The sequence below is a fragment of the Romboutsia faecis genome, assembly GCF_014323405.1.
Classification (GTDB): domain Bacteria; phylum Bacillota; class Clostridia; order Peptostreptococcales; family Peptostreptococcaceae; genus Romboutsia_E; species Romboutsia_E faecis.
In genome coordinates this window covers 109,446-132,163 of record NZ_JACRWE010000004.1, presented here as the reverse complement: position 1 = coordinate 132,163, position 22,718 = coordinate 109,446, and the positions used below count along the sequence as shown (strand labels likewise).

Here is a 22,718-nt window from a genome sequence, read left to right as displayed (position 1 = left end):
TAAAAAACAAAAAAAATAATTCTCATATTAGGAAATTTTCCCAATATGAGAATTATTTTTGAGAATTTCTTATTTTATTTTTCATCAAGCTTTCTGTATAAAGTGGCTAGACCAATTCCTAGTCTCTTAGCTATTTCCTTTTTACTTTTCGTATCTCTTCCAAATCTATCTAATATCTTATTAATATATAATAATTCTAAATCCTTAAGAGAAAGTATATCCTGTTTTCCATCACTTATAAATTCTTCTATATTATAACTATTATTTTGATTACTTATGTACTCTTCTCTTCTATATGAAGTTATTGTATAATTTTTTTTATTATAATAATTTAATATGTCTATAGGAAGCATATCTTCAACTATTATTCCATCTTCTCCTACTAAATTCATCATATACTCTACTGCGTTTTCTAATTCTCTAATATTTCCCGGCCAATTATAATTATTCAACATTTTAATAACTTTTTCTTCAATCTTTATATCTAAGATACCAAGTTCTATTGAGTATTTATTTATGAAGGATTCCATTATTTCATTAATATCCTCTTTTCTCTCTCTTAATGGTGGCAGATTTATTGGAATTACATTTAGCCTATAATATAAATCTTCTCTATACTTCCCTTCATTGACTAACTTTAAAAGGTCTTTATTGGTTGCAGAAATAACCTTAATATCTAGGTCTATAAGCTTATTAGAACCTACCCTTGCAAATTTCCTCTCCTGTAAAACTCTTAGTAATTTAGCTTGTAAATGAAATGATAAATCTCCTATTTCATCTAAAAATATAACACCTTCATTTGCTAATTCAAATTTTCCTATTTTCCCACTGTTACTTGCTCCACTAAATGCACCTTTTACATAACCAAAAAGTTCACTTTCGAGTAAATTTTCTGGTATTGCTGCACAGTTTATAGCTATAAAAGGATTTTTACTTCTGTTCCCTTGTGCATGTATTGCTCTTGCGATAAGTTCTTTTCCAGTCCCACTCTCTCCAGTAATTAAAACTGTAGAGTTAGATTTAGCTAATTTTTTTATCCTATTTTTTACCTTACACATTGCATCAGAATTTCCTATTATAGAGTCACTTTTATATATGCCCCATCCATTATCAATAAGATTTTCAACATCACTTTTTTCATTGATTACCTTATCAAATATAATAATCTTATCATATTCTTTTATATAAGGATACACTGGTAATATTTTTGCTGTCATAGTGTAAATGTGTTTATTTATTTCTATATTAATGATTTCTTTACTATTAGTAGACTTTTCATAGTTAACTATTTTTAAATCTTCCCCTATTGAACTATTGCTTAAATTCAGTGATATTTGAGCTATATTATTAACATATGATATTTTATTTTGTATATCTAATATAACTACCCCTTTTTCTAAATTATTTATTATTTCATGAAATAATTTAATTTTTTTATCATTATTTTTATTTATTTCAGATTCATCTATTTTCATAGATATTAAATCACAAATATTTTCTATAAATGGAAGATATGAATCTATTTTTTCTGTTATATCTTTCTTTTTTTGAGGATCAGTACTTATTGCTCCTATAACCCCTAGTGTTTGATTTTTGTATTTTATAGGTACTGCTATAATAACTTTGTTTAAACATTTCTCATAATTGTCACAATCTCTACAAATATCATTATTCTGCATATCTAACACAACTAATTCTCTACCAGTTTCAAGAACTTGACTATATATATTCCCCTCCGAAATAACGCTTTCATTAATCTTACTTTTATATACTCCAGTACCATTAAGCCTAATTAATTTATCATCCACTATTTCAATATCTATATTCAATACACTAGATATAATGTGTGTATGTTTATCTAAATAACTTTGAAATGGTTTTAACTTACTATCCATAATCTATCCCCCTGTGACACTATGAATTATATTATAGAATTATTTTCTTATATATTATTTTAAATAATATATAAAAGTAGGTCTACCCCAAAATAAAATGAATAATATCAATAATGTTATTACTTTTATTTTGAGATACACCTATTATTTTAATAACTGATTTATTACATATATCTACATGTTTTCTAATACTTCTATCAGTTCTTCTTCTGTATAATTATATTTTCTGTTACAGAATTGGCATCCAACCTCTGCTTTTTTATCTTCTTCTATAATTTCAGCTAAAGCATTTTTTCCTATAGCAACTAAGGCATTTTTAACCTTTTCTTTTGAACACTCACATTCAAATTTTACTTCGCATGTATCTAATATTTTGGGATTTAAACCATCTAATACTATATTTAATATATCTTCTGGAGTATTACCATCCTTTAACATATTAGTTATAGAAGATAATTTTCCTATATTTTGCTCTAATTTAGCTATATTTTCTTCCTGAGCATCTGGCATTAATTGAACTATAAATCCTCCTGCATGTTCAACTTCATCTGCTCTTGTAAGAACTCCTAATGATACTACTGATGGAGTTTGTTCTGATAATGCAAAATAGTGAGTAAAGTCTTCTGCAATTTCTCCACTAACTAATGGATATGATCCATTATATGGTTCTCTAAGTCCTATATCTTTTATAACTTTAACATGACCTTGCGTTCCTACAGCTCCTGCTACGTTTAATTTTCCATTTGGATAGTTTTCTACTTCTACATTTGAATTTGTTACGTATCCTTTAACATTTCCTTTAGAATCAGATGTAACTAATATCGTCCCTATTGGTCCGCCACCTTTTATTATAACTGTTATCTTATCATTTTCATTTTTCATCATTAACCCCATCATAGATGTAGCTGTTAATGTTCTCCCTAATGCTGCTGTTGCAACCTTAGTTGTTTCATGTAAACTTCTAGCTTCCTCAACTAAATTTCTAGTAGTAGCTACGAATGCTCTTATCTGTCCATCTCCTGCTGTTGCTCTTATTACATAGTCTTTCATTGTATTCCTCCGATAAATCCTAATTATTTTTTACATACAAAGAATATTCTTTCGCTGTCATCTTTAGGACTTTCAAAAGTAAAATCTCCATATGTCTTAATTTTATTAAATCCTACTTTTTTAAGTAAGTTTATTATTTCTTCTTCTTTATAGGCTCTTTGTAAGTGAGTTTCTTCAAATCTGTCAAACCTCTCATCTTCTTCATCTCTTATAAAGAATGCTAATTCCATCTCAACTAAATTATCTTCTCCATCAAAGTAATTTTGCCACATATAAGCTATATCTTCTCTATTTTCACCATACATATTGTTACCTAATATAGTCGATAATTTATAGTATGAACTTATATCGAATATGAATAATCCATCTTCTTTTAGTAACTCATGTGATTTAGCAAATACATTTTCTAAATCTTCGTCATATGTTATGTAATTAAACCCATCGCAAGCACATAATATACAATCTAGATTTGGAATATCGAAATCTAGTTCTGCTATATCTTGCTGAAGTAATACTAACTCTACGCCTTCTTCTTCACCTTTTTCTCTAGCCACACTAAGCATCTCTTCCGATATATCTATTCCAGCTATATCATAATTTTTCTTAGTAAGAGGTATAGTTAAATTACCTGTTCCACAAGCTAGTTCTAATATATTTTTAACCTGAGTTTCTTCATTCTTTATTATATTCTCTATATAGTCAACCCATCCGTCATAGTCAACTTCATTCATAAGTTCATCATAGACAAATGCAAAATCTTTATACTGATTCATCCTCTTTATTTTTGTCCTCCATCATCTTCTTCATTTTCTTTTTTCGTGATGTAAGCATTCCGCCAATTCTACCTGCTTCTTTTGCTGTCAAACCAGACCATCCTCTTTCACTAACCTTATCTATTAAGCCTAGCTCTGATGCTATCTCATATTTCATTATATCATCATTTGTCAATGGTTTTTGCTTTTTAGTAGCTCCTTTTTTAGTTTTTTCACACTTTTCTATTAGTTCTTTTGTTAATTTATTATTATCCATAAAAACACCCCTTCTTTTCTGTATTTTTATCATCTGCGTAAAATTTATACAAAAAATAAGGGGTGTAATTTTTTAATCTATTGAATTTTTGTATTTTAATAATTTTATATATATATCTAAAGCATTTAAAAATATATTTTCATCAAAATTAAATTTTGCATTATGAAGACCATTTATATATCCTTTTTCTTCATTTCTAGAACCAAGCATAAAGAATAATCCTGGGACTTCTTTTTGGTAGTAAGAAAAATCCTCCGATACCATTAGCGGATCTAATCTGATAATCTTATCACTTTCTACTATATTTAAAAATTCATCATATAGTCTTTTATCATTATTTACAGACGGATAAAAATCTCTTATTTCTAGATTTATTTTACAATCATAAACTTGCTCATATCCTAAAATAATTTCTTTTATTCTTTTTTTCATCAGTTCATAAGTTTTTGGGTTAAATGTTCTTATTGTGCCTTCTAATCTTGCATTCTCTGCAATTATATTTCTTACAGTACCTGAAGTCATTTTACCTATGGTTACTACTGCGTTATCTATAGGGCTTATATTTCTAGATACTATAGTCTGTAAACTATTTATAATATTAGATGCTATTACTATAGCATCAATTCCATTTTGAGGCATAGCACCATGAGCACTTTTTGCAACTACGTCTATATCAACTTCTCCTGCTTGTGCTAGAAAATAACCATCTCTAACACCTACATATCCTTCTGGTATCTCTGGATATATATGAAGTCCATATATTTCATCTACATCATAATCTTTTAAAACACCTAATTTAACTAATTCTTCAGCTCCTCCAGGTGCCTCTTCTGCTGGTTGAAATATAAATACAATATTATCATTTAATGAATCCTTAGTATCATTTAAATACTCTATCAGACCTAATAGTATACTCATATGACCATCATGACCACATAAATGTTCAACGCCCTTATCTGTACTTAAAGCATCTATATCTGATCTAAATGCAATAGTTTTTTTAGGATTATGACCTTTTATAACTCCAACTGTTCCAGTCTCCAAATAAACTTTATACTCTATCCCTAATTTATCTAGATAATCTCTTATATACTGAGAAGTTTTATATTCTTTTCTACCAACCTCACCTATATTATGTAGTTCGCATCTATGATTTTTAAGCTGATCAAATAAGTATTCTATATCTCTCATTATTATTTGCCTCCCCTAAGTAAATAAATTATCTTTGTATAAAATATAGTATATTTTATCAATGTTGAAATATTCAAAATATATTATATATTAATTTTTATTGTTAATAAATACAAATATAATTATGTATATTAATAATTAATACTAACAGGAGAAGAAATGCTTTGCTAATCCACCTTTAGCTGTTTCTTTATATTTATCCATCATATCTATCCCGGTTTCTTTCATAGTTTGAATAACTTGATCTAAAGATATAAAATGAGTTCCGTCAGTTAATAGTGCATAGTTGGCAGAATCTAAAGCCCTCTCTGCTCCTATTGCATTTCTTTCTATACAAGGAATTTGAACATATCCATACACAGGGTCACAAGTCATCCCTAAGTGATGTTCTAATGCTATTTCTGCTGCATATTCTATTTGCTCAGTTGTTCCTCCTTTAAGATATGTAATAGCTGCAGCTGCCATTGAACAAGCTGCTCCCACTTCTCCTTGGCATCCAACTTCTGCACCTGAAATAGATGCATTATGTTTAATTATGTTACCTATTAATCCACCGACTAATAGTGCTTCATTTATTTGTCTTTCACTATATCCGCTATGATCTTGCAAACTTAAAAGTACCCCTGGTATAACACCTGCTGACCCACAAGTTGGAGCTGTTACTATTATGTTCCCTGATGCATTTTGTTCTGATACAGCTAATGCATAAGAAAATAACATTGTAGTAAATTTTTCACTTTCTAAATATTTATTATAAAAATCTTTAGCTCTTCTTTTTAATAACAATTTTCCTGGTATCAAATCTGTAGCCTCTAATCCTTCATTTATAGATTTTCTCATGGCTTTTTTGATACTTTCTATATAATCTAATATATCTTCATCTTCATGCTCTAACACATAGTCTAGTAATGTTTTATTATATTCTTTGCACCACTTCATTATTTCATCCATTGTAGTAAGCGGATATGTTTGTCCTTCTTTAGATATTTCTTCATCTTCTTCTTTTATTGTTCCTCCACCTACAGAAAATACCGTATATTCATCAATTACATTTTTATTTTCATCCAACGCTATAAACGTTGCTCCATTTGGATGAAATTCTTTTATTGTTTCTGGTTCCCAAATTATTTCAACTTCTTTTGGTTCCAAAGTCTTTTTGATTATATAGTCTGTTAAGTGTCCTTCACCTGTTGCTGCTAAACTACCATATAATCTAACTTTATAACTATTTGCATTTAAATTTTTATCTTTAAATTTTTTTGCTGCTCTTTGTGGACCCATAGTATGTGAACTTGAAGGTCCACACCCAATTTTAAATAATTCTTTTAGAGTATCCATAAAACTTCCCCCTTTTTATTATAGATAACATTTTCCTCTAACATAATTATAACTTTTTTGTAATATGATTAGGTATATTTATTATGAAAATTTTTAAAATTGTAGTATTTTGAATTTTATTGTTAAATTTTGAATTTTCTAAATTTTTATTGATTTTTTCTATTTTATCTATTAAAATAATACTAAATTTAATAGCCTCTTAACCTAAGGTAGAGGTGCCGTAATTATTAGTATCTAATTGTAACTGGCAAGTGTTGATAATTAGAAAAAGGAATTATGGCCGAAGATGTATCTTGGCAAAGATATTTTCTGGGATTACATAAAATATATGTAATACTGTCACTTATATATTAAGTGTTGGGCTACAAGGTTTACTTTGATATATTTTCTAACGTACAAAGTATTCCTTTGTGCGTTTTTTTATATAGTTTTATAAAATTAATTTATTTTTGTGTTTAAATGGGATTTTAGTAAATATATATTAATTGGGGTGATTAAAATGAAAAAAGTAAATGTGGCAATAGTAGGTGCTACTGGTATGGTTGGTAGAACTTTTTTAAAGGTATTAAAAGAAAGAAAATTTCCAATAGACAATCTTTATTTATTTTCATCTGCTAAATCAGCTGGTAATATAGTTAAATTTGCAGGAAAAGATTATGTAGTTGAAGAATTAACAGAAAACTCTTTTGATAGAGATATCCAAATTGCATTATTTTCAGCAGGTGGAGCTATAAGTGAAAAATTTGCTCCTATTGCAGCTTCTAAAGGTGTTTTAGTTGTAGATAATTCAAGCTATTGGAGAATGGATCCTAAAGTTCCATTAGTAGTTCCTGAGGTTAATCCAGAAGCAGTTAAAGATCATAATGGAATAATTGCAAATCCTAATTGTTCTACTATTCAGGCCGTAGTTCCTTTAAAACCACTTCAAGAAAAATATAAAATAAAAAGAATCGTATACTCTACATACCAAGCTGTTTCTGGTTCTGGTGTTAAAGGAGTAAAAGATTTAGAAAATGGTATAAATGGAGAATCTAACGAATTTTATCCTAAACCTATCGCTTATAACTGTCTTCCTCATATAGACGTGTTTACTGAAAATGGATATACGAAGGAAGAAATGAAAATGGTTAATGAAACTATGAAAATATTTAATGATTACGATATAAAAGTTACTGCTACTACTGTAAGAGTTCCAGTTAAAAACTGCCATAGCGAATCTATAAATGTTGAACTAAAAAAACCATTTGAACTTGATAATGTTATTGAAGAATTAAAAAATACAGATGGAATTATAGTCATTGATAATCCTGAAAAATTAGAGTATCCTACAACAATTGATTCTAATGGCAACGACGAAGTTTTTGTTGGAAGAATAAGAAGAGATTTTAGTATAGATAATGGAATAAATTTCTGGTGTGTAGCTGATAACATTAGAAAAGGTGCAGCTACTAATGCAGTGCAAATAGCTGAACTATTAATAAAATATAATCTAGTATAATTCTTTTATATTAAGGGGGATAAATTTTATGATATTTAAAGGGTCTGCAGTTGCTTTAATAACTCCATTTAATGAAGATAATAAAGTAGATTTTGAAAAATTAGGTGAATTAGTAGAATATCATATTGAAAATAATACGGATGCAATCGTTGCCTGTGGAACTACTGGTGAAGCAAGTACTCTTGATGATGCTGAACATCTTGCTGTTATTAAATATATTGTAGATAAAGTTAATAAAAGAATACCAGTTATAGCCGGTACTGGTGGTAACGATACTCAACATTCTATCTATATGAGTCAAGAGGCCGAAAAGTTTGGAGTAGATGGATTACTTGTCATAACTCCTTATTACAATAAGGGCAATAAGTCTGGAATAAAGAAACATTTTGAGGCTATTGCTGCAAGTGTTAAAACTCCAATAATAATGTATAACGTCCCTGGAAGAACTTGTGTAAATATGTCTCCTGCTTTGGTTGCAGAACTTGCTAAAATAGACAACATAGTTGCTATAAAAGAAGCTAGCGGAGATTTAGCTCAAGTTGCTGAAATCGCGCGATTAGTTCCAGATGATTTCGCCATATATTCAGGTAATGATGACAGTATACTTCCTCTATTATCTCTTGGTGGTAGTGGTGTAATATCAGTTCTTGCTAATATATGCCCTCAAGAAACTCATGACTTAGTTAATAAGTTTTTTGAAGGTGATTTAAAAGGATCTAGAGATTTGCAACTTGGAATGAAGCCTTTAATAGATGCTTTATTTATAGAAGTAAATCCTGTTCCAGTAAAAACTGCTGCTAATCTATTAGGATTTAATGTTGGAGGATTAAGACTACCTCTTGCAGAAATGGATAGTAAAAATGTTGAAGTTTTAAAAAAAGAATTATCTAGTTGGGGATTAGATATATAGGAGGAAACATGCTAAAAGTTATAATAAATGGTTGCAGTGGCAAAATGGGTAGAGTTTTGACAAAATGCATTAATGAATCATCTGACTTTGAACTAATATGTGGAGTAAGTCATCAAAACACAGATGACTTAAACTTAAAAACATACTCTACTATGAATGAAGTAAATGAAAAATCTGATGTAGTAATAGATTTTTCTCATCACTCTACTCTAGATGATGTTTTAGATTATACAATAAAAACTAAAACGCCATTAGTAATCGCTACTACTGGATATAATGATGAAGAATTAGGAAAAATTTACGAAGCATCGAAAATTATACCTATCTTCCACTCTTACAATATGTCTCTGGGTGTAAATGTCTTACTTAGATTAGTAAAAGAATCTGCTAAAGTTTTAAGTGATTTTGATATTGAAGTAATTGAAAAACACCATAATAAAAAAGTAGATGCTCCAAGTGGGACTGCTGTAATGATTGCTAATGCTATAAAGGAGGTTTTACCTTCATTAGAAAATAATTATGGAAGATATGGTCGTGAAGCTAAAAGAAAACAAAATGAAATTGGTATCCATGCTATCAGGGGTGGAACAATTGTTGGTGAGCATGATGTTATCTTTGCAGGTCATGATGAAATTGTTGAGATAAAGCATATAGCTCAATCTAAAGATATTTTTGCAAAAGGTTCTCTTGCTGCGGCTAAATTTATAGTAGCTCAAGAACCTGGATACTATAATATGGATAATATGTTTTAATTAAGACATTATTAAGGGGGGATTTAACTTATGATAAATTTAAATGATGCTTATGAAATTGCTAAATATATAAAAGACTCTGAAAAGCAAACTCCAGTTAAAATATATGTTTGCGGAAAGCTTTTGAGTTTTAAAAAGAATGATAAATTTAAGGTTTTTGGATCTAATGGTTCTTATACTTTAATTGGTGATTACAATGTAATTATGAGTGAACTTGAAACTAGAAAAGGACACATTGAAGATATTTATATAGATTTTGATAGAAGAAATTCTGCTATTCCTTTATATAATTTCTTACATGAAGAAGCTAGAATAGAACCAGGTGCTATTATTAGAGATATGGTTACTCTCGGAAAAAATTCTGTAATAATGATGGGAGCTGTAATTAATATAGGAGCTGTTGTTGGAGATAACTCTATGGTAGATATGAATGCTGTAATTGGGGCTAGAGGTATAATAGGTAAAAATGTTCACCTTGGAGCGTGCTCTGTAATCGCTGGTGTGTTAGAACCTCCGTCTGCAACTCCAGTTATAATAGAAGATGATGTTATGATCGGCGCTAATTCAGTTATTTTAGAAGGTGTAAGAGTTGGTAAAGGTGCAGTTGTTGCTGCTGGTTCTGTAGTTACTAAGGATGTTGATCCTAATACAGTTGTTGCTGGTTCTCCTGCAAGAGTGGTAAAAAAGAAAGATGAGAAAACTGCAAATAAAACAAAAACTCTTCAAGATTTAAGAGATTTAGACTAATAGTCAAAAATCTATATTAAAGCCTAGGTTAGTGGTAGTTTATTTCCACATTAATTACCTAGGCTTTTAATTATTTAATTCATGAAAGTTGCTCCGTCTAGTGATTGTAATATTTGAACATTTGGTATGTTTCCTACTGCATAAAAAGTATATATTCTTCCTGGATTTACTGTTACTTGATTTTGACGCATTAGTCTATTCGTTCTCGATTCTTCCACATTTACGGTATACTCTTTAGCTGGAATTGCTATATATGGTGTAACATCTCTATATTTTACATCTGCAAATAACTCTTGGTTATCTGCAGTTATATTTACTGAAGGCGCATTTGGAGATAGATGAACCACTCTAACCTTAGCATTACTTCCGCTTACTACTTCAGTTTCTTCTACTATAGGCAATAGTTTTACATCTTCCCCCTCTCCTGTTATAGCTATTGTAACCAATTGATTTACACTCACATCTATTCTTTCATTTACTAATGGATTTTCTTGAGTATCCTCTAGATATATTGTAACTGTATAATTTCCTTGTGGTACATATACATATGGGCTAAATTCTGTAAATTCCAATCCTTTATAAAAAGGTATATTATTTATATATATATCTACATCTTCTCCCTCTGGAACTGCATGAAGAAATCTAACAAGTGAATATTCTTTATTCCATTGTCTCATTTTTTTACCCCCTTATTTAGTCTACTACTACTATAATATTGATATTTAGAGGTTTTTGATACAAAAAAAGCCTCTAACATATTAACTAAATATTAAAGTTTAGTTAATTCACTTAGAAGCTATTTTTCCTTACTATATATTGGTATCTCTAATTTCTACTTCCGTTCCTTCTGGCGCTTTTACTTTAAATAATTTTCCACCTTCTACATTATAAATAATCTCTCCATTCTTGACTTTAAAATTATCATATCCAAGGCTTATTATTCGATTGTATTCCTCATCAATATCCTCTACTAAAAAGCACATATGAACTATACCTTCATTTAAAAAACTCCACTTATTCAAAGTATTACCCTTTTTAGGAGTTTGAAGTTCTATCATAAAATCACCGAGCTTAAGCCAAGTATTATAATCCCTACCATGAAACCCCTTAGTCTCCTTAACAACCTCAAACGCTAAAATATCCCTATAAAACCTAAGTGACTCATAATACTTCTCAGTCTGAATACAAACATGATGCATAACTCTTTTACTCATTAAACATACCTCCGTATAAATTTATTCATTAAATATTCTATTTAATTATTAAATCTTTTTTGCTTTTCTTTCCTCTATCATTTATATAAAAAAAGAGGCTATTTCACAGTACGTGCAAGCTAGAGCAGAGGGTGTGAATTATAAATTCACGCCCGAGCTCTGGCAAATACATCCGAAATACCCTCTTTTTATGTTAACTCTATCTATCTTCGTTTGTTACGTTGAATACATATGGTACATTTCTATAATAATCACCAAAGTTTAATCCATATCCAACAACAAATTTATCTTCTATAGTAAATCCGCAGTAATCAGGTACTAAATCAACCTTTCTTCTACTTGGTTTATCTAATAATACACAAGATTTTATACTAGCTGGATTTTTAGAACTTAAATGCTTCATAACAAAGTCCATTGTAAGAGCACTATCAGTTATATCGTCTACTACTAATACATCGTATCCTTCTAAATCTGCTTTTACATCCGATACTACATTAACAGTTCCGCTACTTTCTTCTCCATGACCATAACTAGCAGTTGTCATAAATTCTATTCTAACCGGAACATTTATTTGTCTAACTAAATCCGCACAGAATATAAAACTCCCTTTAAGTAATGATACTACTAATAAGTTTTTACCCTTATAATCTTCTGATATTTGAGAGCCTAGCTCTTTTAATCTTTCATCTATTTGTTCTTTAGAGCATAGAACTTCCCATTTTTTAGTTTCTATATCCATAACGTAACCTCCACTTATAATGATGATAAATCCATTTTATAAGAGATTGGCTTGTTTTGCAAGGAGGATTTAGTTTATTTTATTCATCTCATCCATTACATTTATTATTACTTTATCAGTTACTGACATTCCTTTATCGCTTATCTTACCTAGGTTTTGTATACTTTGTTCTACCTTTGACCCAACTATTCCATTCATTGGTGGTACGTAGCATTCTTGTTTAGCTATTATAGCACTTTGAACTGCTGCTGATGCTGCTGATGCTAACTTTAAGGCACAACCGGCTTTTGCTCCATCACAAATCATTCCACTTAAATTTGCTACCATATTTTCTATGGCACCTTCTATTTGTCTTATATCTCCACTCATTAGCCAAGATATACCTGCTGTTGCTCCAGTTGATGCTGCTACTCCACAACCACAAACTGCTGATAGTCTTCCTGTAAAGTTTTTAACATAAGCTGTAACTAAATGAGATACTGCTAAAGATTTAGCTAATCTCTCTTCGCTTTGAGGGAATTTTCTATTATAAGCTACTATTGGAAGTATTGCTGTTAATCCATGATTACCACTACCATTAGAACTCATAACTGGCATCTTTATTCCAGCCATTCTAGCATCTGATGCAGCTGCAGTTATCATCATAGCCTGATTCATTAAGTCATCTCCTAAAAGGCCTTCTTCCATAGATTTTTTCATCCCATAGCCTACACCTATCCCTACTTTTTGGTTTAATCCATACTCAGCTATCTCTTCATTCATAGATATACCATCTAATAAAAATTTAATATCTTCAAAATTAAGCTTTTCAATATTTTCAACCAATTCTTTTATAGTTATACTATCCATTATATTTTCTTCTTTTACTAGCGTTTTTGTAGTAGTACTTACTTCTTCATTACTTAATAATACCTCACCATCTTTTTCTAAATAAACAAAGTTATCATGTTTACTTCTTATAGCTACTTTTGAGTTATGATTTTTGCCTTTTAATGTAACTTCTATATAAACCTTTTCGTTTGTATCTAATGGTGATATATCTATAGGATTATTATCCATATAATTTTCAGCATCTTTTACTTGATTTTCATCTAAAGTTTCTAATACTTGAAGACCATTTTCTGAATGGCCACCTAGTAACCCCATTGCTGCAGCTATCTTCAATCCTAATCTTTCAGTTCCTGGTATTCCTACACACATACCATTTTTATAAACATTTGGGCTTAATAGTATCTTATTAGAAACTACATCTTCCCCTAGTAATTCTTTTGCTTTTGCACAAGCTAATGCTACTGCAACTGGCTCTGTACATCCTAGTGCCGGTTTAACTTCTTCTATTAATATATTTATTAAATTATTTCTTATATCTCTCATAATATTAACCTCCAAAAAAATTATTTTTAATATTTAATTCTATTTTATAATCTAGCAATTTTCATGCCAAGTTTTATTTTAAAATAATATATTTTATTTTTTAGTATTTTACTTATGTTCACATGTATATATTTGATTAATTTTTTTGTAGGTATTATTTTTTCATTATATAAAATCTCAATATAATAAAAAATAGTCTCAAAATGAGATTTAGTTTCATTTTGAGACTATGTTATATTTTTCTAACTTTCTGTATAAAGTAGCTCTAGATATACCTAAGGCCTTAGCTACCAATTCTTTATCCTTTTTAAAATTTTTAAATTTATTTAAAGCTCTTATAATTTCCTGTTTTTCTAAGTCTTCTAATGTTCTTATTTCTCTATTATCATCTATTAATTCATTAATATTTGTACTTTTTATTTTTTGAGGAATAGAATCTAAAGTTATTACTGAAGAAGATGACATATTAATACTATATTCTATGATATTTTGAAGTTCTCTTATATTACCTGGCCATCTATAATCCATCATAACCTTCAAAACATCTTTATCTACATGATCTACATTTTTTCCAAGTTTATTTGAGTATTCCTTTATAGTGTAATCTATTAATAATGGTATATCTTCTCTTCTTTCTTTTAAACTTGGTAAATGTATTGGTATAACATTTAATCTATAGTATAAATCTTCTCTAAAAATACCCTTCGAAACCATATCTTCTAAATCTTTATTCGTAGCTGAAATGATTCTTACATCAATTGAAATATTTGATTTTCCACCTATTTTATCAAGCTCTCTTTCTTGTAAAACTCTAAGTAATTTCGCTTGTAGATGTAAGCTCATATCACCAATTTCATCTAAAAAAATTGTTCCCTTGTGAGCTAATTCAAACTTTCCTAATTTTCCACCTTTTTTAGCTCCTGTAAAAGCACCTTCCTCATAACCAAATAATTCACTCTCTAAAAGATTATCTGGTATAGCTGCACAGTTTACAGCTATAAAAGGATTATCTGCTCTATCACTATGATTATGAATTGCTCTTGCAAATAACTCTTTTCCTGTACCACTCTCACCTGTTATTAGGACTGTAGAACTCGACTTAGATGCTATGTATGATTCATTTTTAATAGCTTTTATTATATTACTTTCTCCTATAATATTATCTAATACTATTTTATAATCTTTATTAATTCTATTATAGTTTTTTATAGCTTCTCTTTTATCTATAAAATCAATTACATACCCTTTTAGCTTATCTTTGACTGAGATTTTATTAATATTATAAATCCCTTTTATCTCATATCCATCTTTTCTGTAAAAAAACATACCTGATTTATATCTTTTAAAATCTTTATTTAATGGCTCATTTATAAAACTTAAAACCTTAACTACACTTTTACCTTCTACTTCACTATCATTTAAATTGAATATTTCTTTGAACTTAGAATTATACTTATCTATTTTTCCATTTGTCTCTACAGATACTATAGCCCTATCCATGCTATCTATAAGAGTTTCAAGCTTTTTCTTTTCTAATTCTAACTCCTCAGTATTAATTTGAGCTTTTAATTTATTTGAAATTAAATCTGCCATCTTTCCTAAAAAATTTAAAAGTCCATCTCTATTTTCTCTTATTATTTCTTTTTGACTTTCTGTAAAGGCAATCAATCCTATAACACCATATGAATATCCATCTAATGTAATTGGACAACAAACCTCTGCATGTTCCTTACAGTAAGTTTTATGGTCACATTCCTTACATATATTACTTGCATGTGGATCATCGATAATTATAGATATTTGCTCTTCTAAAGATTTTTTGAATGCTGAGTAGCCATCTAATCTTTCTCCAATTTTTCGTAAGTATCTACCTGTACCTGCAATTCTAATTAAATTTTCATCTACTATAGTAACATCAATGTTAAGAACAGAGAGTATAGCCTCTGCTATATTTTGAATATCTTCTTTTATATACTCCAAACTATTCATAATTATCATTCCTTATTTTTCTTTAGCTTCATCAATTCTCTTATTTCTCTTAATATCACATATATTTTATTTAAAGTTAATTGAATTGACATAAGTATTACAAATAACATTACTATTACTATTAATGTAAAATTAATATTCATACCTATTATTCTCTCCTATAATAAAAGACCAGGATAACCTAGTCTTTAAATATTTTTATCTACAATTATATTTTAATTCATTTATTTTCTTTTTCCTATATAAATGTATCTTTCGTTCTCTATTTCTTTAAGGGCACCTTCAAAGTTTAATTTTGCAAATATATTAAGTATTTCTTGTGGATAGTTATAATGTACATGCTCTCCAAAAAGTCTATGCTTAAGATATTTTAGTTTCACCTTTAAATTTTTCAAATTACGATCTTCTAGTATAAGTTCTCCCTTACGCTTTAGAACTCGACGTATTTCATTTGATGCTTTCTTGCAATTGCTCGTATGGTTAAAATGATCTAATACTATTACTTTATCAAAAAAACTATCATTAAAAGGCATATATTCTAATGCACCTCTTACAACAGTACAATTTTCATTGTTTATTAAAGATGGACATACATCTTGATAGTTGCTATGCTCTAATATAGTAACATTAACTCCAAGCATCCTAAGCCTTTTACCTAAGTTGCCTATATCTCCAACAAGTAGTATTTTGTCTCCTATATCATATTTAATGGTATCCAAAAAACACGTTACATCATCAGATTCTTCAATTAAGTCTGCATTTGGCTCATAGTCATGATATAATACGCTTTTCACAGTGCTCCCCCTCTTATCTTCCTCTAAAATTTATCATAGAATAGATTATAATAAATCATGAGCAACTATTCAATAGCTAAATATAAGTATTTAAGATTGACTGTTATTTTCAGATAATTTTTTAATTTTTGATATAGATACCTCATATGCTACTTTCTTTACAGTCTCTCCATTTTCTGTCTTTTTCTCATATTCTCTACTTTGTACTCTTCCCCACATTTGTATTCTATCCCCTACTTTTAAAGTCTTTGCAAATTTAGCATTACGTCCCCAAACAATTGATGGTATATAATCTGATTTATTGTAAGGTCTATTTATAGCTACTAATAAATCTGTTATCTCTCTTCCTAGTGGTGTTTTTCTATATATTGGTTCTTTGCATATATATCCATCTAAGAATATGCTATTTGGATCTCTATTTTCATCTTCTATCTGTTTTATTTCTCTAACAAATACAGTTAACACTAATCTATTTCTATTATCTATATTTTTATTATAAGATCTAAGCTGTCCAATTACATTAACCTTATTATTGCTTTTAATATCAATATCTTGTAATAACCTTTCTGATACAGTTAATGGAAGTACATCATAAGACTCACTTAGTCGGTTTATTTTTATTTTTGCATTAAAAAACTTTTCTCCAAAAATCTCATGGCTAAACTCCATATTTTCATCTAGCTCTCCTCTTAGGTATACTACATTAGTATCATCCTTAACATCGATCATTTTTTATCCCCCCATAAAATTGTTAATTCATTTACTTTATCTCAATCTATATAATAAATATATTTATTAAATCAGAAATTTATTACACATTTATATTTCCTTTTAAAAATTAAATCGTATAGTATTATGTCTAAGAATAATCTTCTTTTACCTCCTAAAATATTAGAAAAATATCCTTAGACATAAATTTTTAATCTCTAGTTTTTTGTACTCCAGAGGAATTTATGGTATAACTATCTTTATAAATTAAGTCAGATACCTTTACCATACTATATCCTTTACTTTCTAATTGAGTAATTATTGTATCTAGATATTCTTCTACATTACTTGAGTTAGCATGAAATAATACTATAGATCCAGGTTGAACACTTTTAGAAACTCTTTCGATTATATGTACTGGTCCAATATTCTTCCAATCTTGTGAGTCTACATCCCATTTCACAGCAGTATAGTCTAGAGCTTCGCATACATCCATTACGTCCTCATTTACTTCTCCAAATGGAGGTCTAAACAATTTAACATTTTCACCCGTTATGTTTGAAATTTTTTCTGATGTTATTTCTATTTCATTCATTATATCTTCATCTGATAGCTCTTTCATATTCGGATGAGTATTTGAATGATTTCCAAATTCATGTCCTTTTTCCTTGAGCATTTTAACTAATTCTTTGTTATCATCTACCCAACTTCCAACTAAAAAGAATGTAGCCTTAATATTATGTTTGTCTAGTATTTCTGCTATCTTATTTATATTTTCAGTACCCCAAGCTACATCAAAAGTAATTGCTATTTTTTTCTCATCGGTATCAACCCTATATATCGGCATATCTGCATTATCATTTATAGAGCATATGTACTTTATCCCATAGACTAAGGCAAACACCAATAATAATGCTGTTGCAAAAAAAGTTATACTTAAAAAAAACGCCTTAGCTCTTTTGACTTTTGAATTCATATTACACCTCCTTTTTATAGAGAATCTATATACTTAAAATTTATTTTTTTTTATTTCAAAAAATTACTACAAAGATAAATTTCTTATTTGGGCAATTTAAAGTTAAGAATAAAATAAAAGGTGGTGTAATAATGGCAGATATAAAAAATTCATTAAAAAATATTCAATCAAAAGATAGTTTAAAATCTACTGTACACACTCTTGGACGTAATATTTCTAATACAAACAGAGAAGCTCATAACATATATGAAGGAATAAGAAAAAATAAAAAAATAAAAATGAACCATAAAACATTTAATTAAATATTTCAAATTTACCTTTTTTTCTCAGAATATAATTTTTAAATATGGCAATATTAATAGTAACAACACAAACAAATGTGTTGTAAATGACATCTAAGGAGGAAATTTACTATGTCAAATACTAATAACAGAACAGTCGTTCCTGAAGCTAAAGCAGCTTTAAACCAAATGAAGTTAGAAATAGCTAACGAAATAGGTTTATCTAACTACGAAAACATTGACAAAGGTAACTTAACTGCTAGACAAAATGGTTACGTAGGTGGATATATGACTAAAAAATTAGTTGAAATGGCTGAACAACAAATGGCAGGCAAATAGCTAATAGTAAATTTTATACCTAGGTAAAGTAAGGCTACCAATTATTCGGTAGCCTTTTCTTTTTATTTATATCAATTTAAATATTAATTAAATTCTACTTTTATTTTTATATAATTTGGTTTAATATAATATATAGAAATAGTTTTACGGAGGATGATACTATGTTTGAAAACTCATCTGAAGAGTTAGCTTATCATAAGCTATTAATTTTATATATATTAGATAAAATTAATATGGATTTAACTAATTCTCAAATAACACAAGTTGTTTTAGAAACAGAAATGATGAATTACTTTTCATTACAGCAACTTTTATCTCAACTTATGGAATCTAAGTTTTTAATTACATACAAAGACTCTGATAGGGAATATTATGCTCTTACACAAAAAGGGGTTGAAACTTTAGAATATTTTTTATCTAGAATACCAGAAAATTCTACTAAAAAGGTTGATGAGTACATACTTACTAATAAAGAAAATTTATTAGCTGAAACTCAAGTTAAATCTAGCTTTGTAAAACAAAGCGACAATGAGTTTATAGTCAATTTAAGAGTAATAGAAAATCAATGTAATTTAATAGATTTAAATTTAAATGTTTCTTCTGAAAAACAAGCGCAACTTATTTGTAATAATTGGAAGAATAATGCATCTGATATGTATGCAGAAGTTATAGATTTACTAATAAGCAACAATCACTAAGCCTACATACACACTATGGTTGTAGGCTCTTTTCCAACTTTAATCTCTTTTACTAGTTGATTTGTTATACAACTATAAACCTTAATTGAATTATTTTGAGTATCAGACACAAATAAAAAATTTCCATCCTCAGAAACTTCTAAACCTTGTGGTACACCATCTACCTTTATTTTTCCTAAGTATTTACCAGTATTACTTTCTAGTATTTTTATATTTTTATATCCTAAATCAGCTATATATACTTTTTTATTCTTATAATTAAACCTAATTTCAAGTGGTAATAAGAATTCTTTTAAAATTTCCCTTATTTGCATTTTTTTTAGATCTATTATTACTACGTTACCATCCAACGTAGATATATATATATCTTCATTTTCTTTATTAATTCTAAGATGCCATGCTTTAAAATCGATATCAAGTTTATTTACAATTTTCTTTTTTTCGACATCTACACATACTATTGAATTTATACAAGATACATAAAGTTTATTTGAGCATTTATCAAAATCTAATCCATGAGGTGTATATCCTAAATTTATAACTCCAACAGGTGTCAAAGTTTCTCTATCTAAAATATAAATACTATCTGAATCTTCATTTGCAATATATAGTTCTTCATTGCATAAAACTATCTGACTTAAATTACCTCCAGCTGATACTGTGTCTAATATCTTATTTTCTTTTAAATCTAAAATATAAATTATTCCATCGCTTGAGCTGGGTATATAAATTAAGTTTTTTTCTTTGTCTATACAAAAATGATGTGGATATATACTTTCATCTAAGTTTATTTCAACTTCTGGTTCAAGGGTGTAATAATCTATTATACTTATGCTTTTTTATAGATAATTGGATACATATACCTTCAAAAAATCCCCCCTATCATATTCTATAATCTATATACTACATAACAATATATTATTAATTTTATAGGATTATTCATTGCTTTATATTCCTTATATTGTTATTATTATTTTTGAACTATATATATAAAGGAGACATAATTATGAGATTTTCTTTTAAACCAAGTGGCGTATGCTGTAGAGAAATGGTTTTTGAATTAGACGAAAATAATAAAATTATCGATGTTGATTTTATAGGTGGATGTCCTGGTAATCTAATTGGTATAAAGCAATTAGTCATGGGTGGAGATGCTAATGATGTAGCAAAAAGACTTGAAAATATACCATGCGGTGGTAAAACTACATCTTGCCCTGATCAACTATCTAAGGCTCTTAGAGAAGCTATTAAATAATTACATAAAAGTGGTGTTCTATATCTAAATATTGAACACCATTTTTAATTTATAAATATATTTTAATCATTTAATTTGAATGGAATTACTTTATCTGTTTGTATCTCAACTCTTACAATCTCTCCTTCAGTAAAATTACTATTTGCAACAGATGATTTTAGTTCTAATTCATTTATATCTACATGGTAATAGGTTTTTTCACCTGCATACTTACGTTTTATTATTTTGCCTTTAGTTCCTTCTTCTGTTTCTATTGAATGTAGCTTTATACTTTCTTGAGGAATCATCAATTCTACATTATTCATTCCTTCTATTAATAACTCACAATAACTTAGATCTAAATCTATAAAGTCACTTATAAATTTATTATCTCTTATTTTACCTCTTATGTAATTACGCTCTCCGAATATATTTGCAACACATTTTGTTTTTGGTTTTTCATAAAGGTTTTTCGGTGTATCGAACTGTTTTATCTCTCCATTTAGCATCACAGCTATCTTATCACTCATCATTAAAGCTTCTTCTTTATCATGTGTTACTAAAATTGTTGTTATTTTTAGTTTTTTTTGTAGATTTAGTACAAATTCCCTCATCTCATTTCTTAAATTTATATCTAAGTTAGAAAATGGTTCATCTAAAAGCAGTACTTTGGGGTTTATAGCTAGAGTCCTTGCTATTGCCACTCTTTGCTGTTGACCACCAGACAATTCTGATGGATATTTATTCTCAAATCCACTTAATTTTACTAAATCTATTAACTCTTCTACTTTTATCTTTCTATCTTTTTTATTTACCTTTTTCATTTTTAGACCAAACTCTATATTTTCGAATACATTCATATGCGGAAATAACAGATATTCTTGGAACACTATTGATGCATCCCTTTTTCCTGTAGGTATACTGTTCACACTTTTTTCATCAAATAAAATGTTTCCACCATCTGGTTCTAATATCCCTGCTATTATTTTTAAAGTTGTACTTTTCCCACATCCTGATGGACCTAATAAAGATACTATTTCTCCTTCTTTTATATCTAAGTTTATATTTTTTAGTACCTCTACTTTATCAAAACGTTTAGTCAGATTTATTAATTTAACATGCGACATGTTTATCTCCTTGAAGTTTATCTATAACTTTTACTATATTAAATATGAAGTTTCCTCATTACCTATATAGTATATTTTTATTCTTTTTTCTATTAATATTAATACCATTATACTTACTATTAAAAATACCATGCTATATAACGCTGCAATATTTCTATCTCCACTTTGAATATATGGAAACATTATCATAGGATAAGTTACTATACGACCTCCCCCTATAAGCATCGTTAAAAAATACTGACTAAAAGAAATTATAAAACACATACTACTTGCTCCAATTACTCCTGGTAATATTAATGGCAATGTTATATATCTGAATACATTAAATTTATTTGCTCCTAACAATTCAGCTTGTATCTCCAATTTATTTCCTACCAACTTATATACATCACCTATTATTCTTACAGCATACGGTATACATGGAATTATATTTATTATTACCACACCTAATAAACTGTTGGCTAATCCAAGTTTTATAAATGTAATATGTATCCCCATTGCCACAGATATCATTGGAATTATTATAGGAGATAGTATCAACAATTCAAATATTTTTTTCCCTTTAAATTTATACAATGCTATAGCTTTTGATGCAGGTATGCTAATTATAATAGTTATAAATGTAATAATTAGCGATATCAATATACTATCTATTAATACTTTTAAATTTGAAACATTAAATATATATTCAAACCCTATACTTGAATAATTTTGAGGAAGTAACCCTGGATAAGGCCAACTCTTTGTAAAGCACCATATTCCTAATATAAAAATAGGAATTATAATTGATATCATGCTTACATCTAAAACTAATTTACTTATATTTTTCTTCATA

General features: G+C 28.3%; 26 protein-coding genes and 1 riboswitch. Of the genes, 8 read left to right on the top strand and 18 right to left on the bottom strand.

Annotated elements, in window-relative coordinates:
- Positions 1 to 74 precede the first annotated feature (74 nt).
- From H8923_RS09855 to H8923_RS09830, 6 genes are all read right to left on the bottom strand, one after another.
- Positions 75 to 1,895 carry a sigma-54 interaction domain-containing protein gene (locus H8923_RS09855; RefSeq protein ID WP_153972204.1) on the bottom strand — a complete coding sequence of 607 codons (1,821 nt, stop codon included), beginning with the start codon at positions 1,893 to 1,895 and terminating at the stop codon, positions 75 to 77.
- Positions 1,896 to 2,069: 174 nt separating this feature from the next.
- Positions 2,070 to 2,945, bottom strand: coding sequence for an Hsp33 family molecular chaperone HslO (gene hslO, locus H8923_RS09850; RefSeq protein WP_153972205.1), 876 nt, complete (start codon positions 2,943 to 2,945; stop codon positions 2,070 to 2,072).
- A 23-nt stretch (positions 2,946 to 2,968) separates the two neighbouring features.
- A complete protein-coding gene (locus H8923_RS09845; protein ID WP_153972206.1) occupies positions 2,969 to 3,718 on the bottom strand; it encodes a class I SAM-dependent DNA methyltransferase in 750 nt (249 codons plus the stop codon).
- Positions 3,705 to 3,974, bottom strand: coding sequence for a small, acid-soluble spore protein, alpha/beta type (locus H8923_RS09840; protein ID WP_153972207.1), 270 nt, complete (start codon positions 3,972 to 3,974; stop codon positions 3,705 to 3,707). Before H8923_RS09840 ends, H8923_RS09845 begins: the two co-directional genes overlap by 14 nt.
- 72 nt (positions 3,975 to 4,046) lie before the next feature.
- Positions 4,047 to 5,165 (bottom strand): amidohydrolase, encoded by a 1,119-nt coding sequence (locus H8923_RS09835; RefSeq protein ID WP_153972208.1) that lies wholly within the window; start codon positions 5,163 to 5,165, stop codon positions 4,047 to 4,049.
- Between the two features lie 144 nt (positions 5,166 to 5,309).
- Positions 5,310 to 6,503 carry an L-serine ammonia-lyase gene (locus H8923_RS09830; protein WP_153972209.1) on the bottom strand — a complete coding sequence of 398 codons (1,194 nt, stop codon included), beginning with the start codon at positions 6,501 to 6,503 and terminating at the stop codon, positions 5,310 to 5,312.
- Positions 6,504 to 6,705: 202 nt separating this feature from the next.
- A riboswitch (Lysine riboswitch) is annotated at positions 6,706 to 6,876 on the top strand.
- Between the two features lie 126 nt (positions 6,877 to 7,002).
- Here H8923_RS09830 and H8923_RS09825 point away from each other — a divergent pair.
- The 4 genes from H8923_RS09825 to dapD are packed head-to-tail and all read left to right on the top strand — an operon-like array spanning position 7,003 to position 10,410.
- Positions 7,003 to 8,001 carry an aspartate-semialdehyde dehydrogenase gene (locus H8923_RS09825; RefSeq protein ID WP_153972210.1) on the top strand — a complete coding sequence of 333 codons (999 nt, stop codon included), beginning with the start codon at positions 7,003 to 7,005 and terminating at the stop codon, positions 7,999 to 8,001.
- A 28-nt stretch (positions 8,002 to 8,029) separates the two neighbouring features.
- Complete coding sequence (gene dapA / locus H8923_RS09820; RefSeq protein ID WP_153972211.1) at positions 8,030 to 8,911, top strand: 4-hydroxy-tetrahydrodipicolinate synthase; 882 nt, start codon at positions 8,030 to 8,032, stop codon at positions 8,909 to 8,911.
- Positions 8,912 to 8,919: 8 nt separating this feature from the next.
- Positions 8,920 to 9,663 (top strand): 4-hydroxy-tetrahydrodipicolinate reductase, encoded by a 744-nt coding sequence (gene dapB, locus H8923_RS09815; protein WP_153972212.1) that lies wholly within the window; start codon positions 8,920 to 8,922, stop codon positions 9,661 to 9,663.
- 30 nt (positions 9,664 to 9,693) lie between these two features.
- Positions 9,694 to 10,410 (top strand): 2,3,4,5-tetrahydropyridine-2,6-dicarboxylate N-acetyltransferase, encoded by a 717-nt coding sequence (gene dapD / locus H8923_RS09810; RefSeq protein ID WP_153972213.1) that lies wholly within the window; start codon positions 9,694 to 9,696, stop codon positions 10,408 to 10,410.
- Positions 10,411 to 10,484: 74 nt separating this feature from the next.
- On the opposite strand, the gene H8923_RS09805 is transcribed toward dapD, so the two are convergent.
- The 9 genes from H8923_RS09805 to H8923_RS09765 all read right to left on the bottom strand — a co-directional run bounded on the left by H8923_RS09805 (position 10,485) and on the right by H8923_RS09765 (position 18,204).
- Entirely contained in the window at positions 10,485 to 11,087 is a 603-nt protein-coding gene (locus H8923_RS09805) for a DUF4397 domain-containing protein (protein ID WP_153972214.1), read from the bottom strand.
- Positions 11,088 to 11,219: 132 nt separating this feature from the next.
- The gene (locus H8923_RS09800) at positions 11,220 to 11,624 is read right to left on the bottom strand and encodes a VOC family protein (protein ID WP_153972215.1); all 405 of its coding nucleotides are present in this window, start codon (positions 11,622 to 11,624) and stop codon (positions 11,220 to 11,222) included.
- A gap of 199 nt (positions 11,625 to 11,823) precedes the next feature.
- A complete protein-coding gene (gene hpt / locus H8923_RS09795; RefSeq protein ID WP_153972216.1) occupies positions 11,824 to 12,363 on the bottom strand; it encodes a hypoxanthine phosphoribosyltransferase in 540 nt (179 codons plus the stop codon).
- Between the two features lie 69 nt (positions 12,364 to 12,432).
- A complete protein-coding gene (locus H8923_RS09790; RefSeq protein ID WP_153972217.1) occupies positions 12,433 to 13,737 on the bottom strand; it encodes an L-cysteine desulfidase family protein in 1,305 nt (434 codons plus the stop codon).
- Between the two features lie 216 nt (positions 13,738 to 13,953).
- Complete coding sequence (locus tag H8923_RS09785) at positions 13,954 to 15,735, bottom strand: sigma-54 interaction domain-containing protein (RefSeq protein WP_153972218.1); 1,782 nt, start codon at positions 15,733 to 15,735, stop codon at positions 13,954 to 13,956.
- Complete coding sequence (locus tag H8923_RS09780; protein WP_172976738.1) at positions 15,732 to 15,869, bottom strand: hypothetical protein; 138 nt, start codon at positions 15,867 to 15,869, stop codon at positions 15,732 to 15,734. Before H8923_RS09780 ends, H8923_RS09785 begins: the two co-directional genes overlap by 4 nt.
- An 81-nt stretch (positions 15,870 to 15,950) precedes the next feature.
- Positions 15,951 to 16,520, bottom strand: coding sequence for a class I SAM-dependent methyltransferase (locus tag H8923_RS09775; protein ID WP_187127908.1), 570 nt, complete (start codon positions 16,518 to 16,520; stop codon positions 15,951 to 15,953).
- A gap of 90 nt (positions 16,521 to 16,610) precedes the next feature.
- Entirely contained in the window at positions 16,611 to 17,249 is a 639-nt protein-coding gene (locus tag H8923_RS09770; protein WP_153972219.1) for a single-stranded DNA-binding protein, read from the bottom strand.
- Positions 17,250 to 17,439: 190 nt separating this feature from the next.
- Complete coding sequence (locus H8923_RS09765) at positions 17,440 to 18,204, bottom strand: polysaccharide deacetylase family protein (protein WP_153972220.1); 765 nt, start codon at positions 18,202 to 18,204, stop codon at positions 17,440 to 17,442.
- 131 nt (positions 18,205 to 18,335) lie between these two features.
- Between H8923_RS09765 and H8923_RS09760 the strand changes: the two genes are divergently transcribed.
- The 3 genes from H8923_RS09760 to H8923_RS09750 all read left to right on the top strand — a co-directional run bounded on the left by H8923_RS09760 (position 18,336) and on the right by H8923_RS09750 (position 19,522).
- Complete coding sequence (locus H8923_RS09760; protein ID WP_153972221.1) at positions 18,336 to 18,506, top strand: hypothetical protein; 171 nt, start codon at positions 18,336 to 18,338, stop codon at positions 18,504 to 18,506.
- 111 nt (positions 18,507 to 18,617) lie between these two features.
- Positions 18,618 to 18,824, top strand: coding sequence for an alpha/beta-type small acid-soluble spore protein (locus H8923_RS09755; RefSeq protein WP_153972222.1), 207 nt, complete (start codon positions 18,618 to 18,620; stop codon positions 18,822 to 18,824).
- A 161-nt stretch (positions 18,825 to 18,985) separates the two neighbouring features.
- On the top strand, positions 18,986 to 19,522 hold the full coding sequence (locus tag H8923_RS09750; RefSeq protein WP_153972223.1) for a DUF4364 family protein: 537 nt from the start codon (positions 18,986 to 18,988) through the stop codon (positions 19,520 to 19,522).
- A gap of 2 nt (positions 19,523 to 19,524) precedes the next feature.
- Here H8923_RS09750 and H8923_RS17340 read toward each other — a convergent pair whose 3' ends face one another.
- Positions 19,525 to 20,079, bottom strand: a complete 555-nt coding sequence (locus H8923_RS17340) for a YncE family protein (RefSeq protein WP_243139964.1) — start codon at positions 20,077 to 20,079, stop codon at positions 19,525 to 19,527.
- A 449-nt stretch (positions 20,080 to 20,528) separates the two neighbouring features.
- Between H8923_RS17340 and H8923_RS09740 the strand changes: the two genes are divergently transcribed.
- Positions 20,529 to 20,777: a TIGR03905 family TSCPD domain-containing protein gene (locus H8923_RS09740; RefSeq protein WP_153972224.1), complete on the top strand. Its 249-nt coding sequence runs from the start codon at positions 20,529 to 20,531 to the stop codon at positions 20,775 to 20,777.
- 62 nt (positions 20,778 to 20,839) lie between these two features.
- Here the strand turns inward: H8923_RS09740 and H8923_RS09735 are convergent, their stop codons facing one another.
- Both H8923_RS09735 and H8923_RS09730 read right to left on the bottom strand, forming a co-directional pair.
- The gene (locus tag H8923_RS09735) at positions 20,840 to 21,883 is read right to left on the bottom strand and encodes an ABC transporter ATP-binding protein (protein WP_153972225.1); all 1,044 of its coding nucleotides are present in this window, start codon (positions 21,881 to 21,883) and stop codon (positions 20,840 to 20,842) included.
- 33 nt (positions 21,884 to 21,916) lie between these two features.
- Entirely contained in the window at positions 21,917 to 22,717 is an 801-nt protein-coding gene (locus H8923_RS09730; RefSeq protein ID WP_153972226.1) for an ABC transporter permease, read from the bottom strand.
- Between the last annotated feature and the right edge of the window lies 1 nt (position 22,718).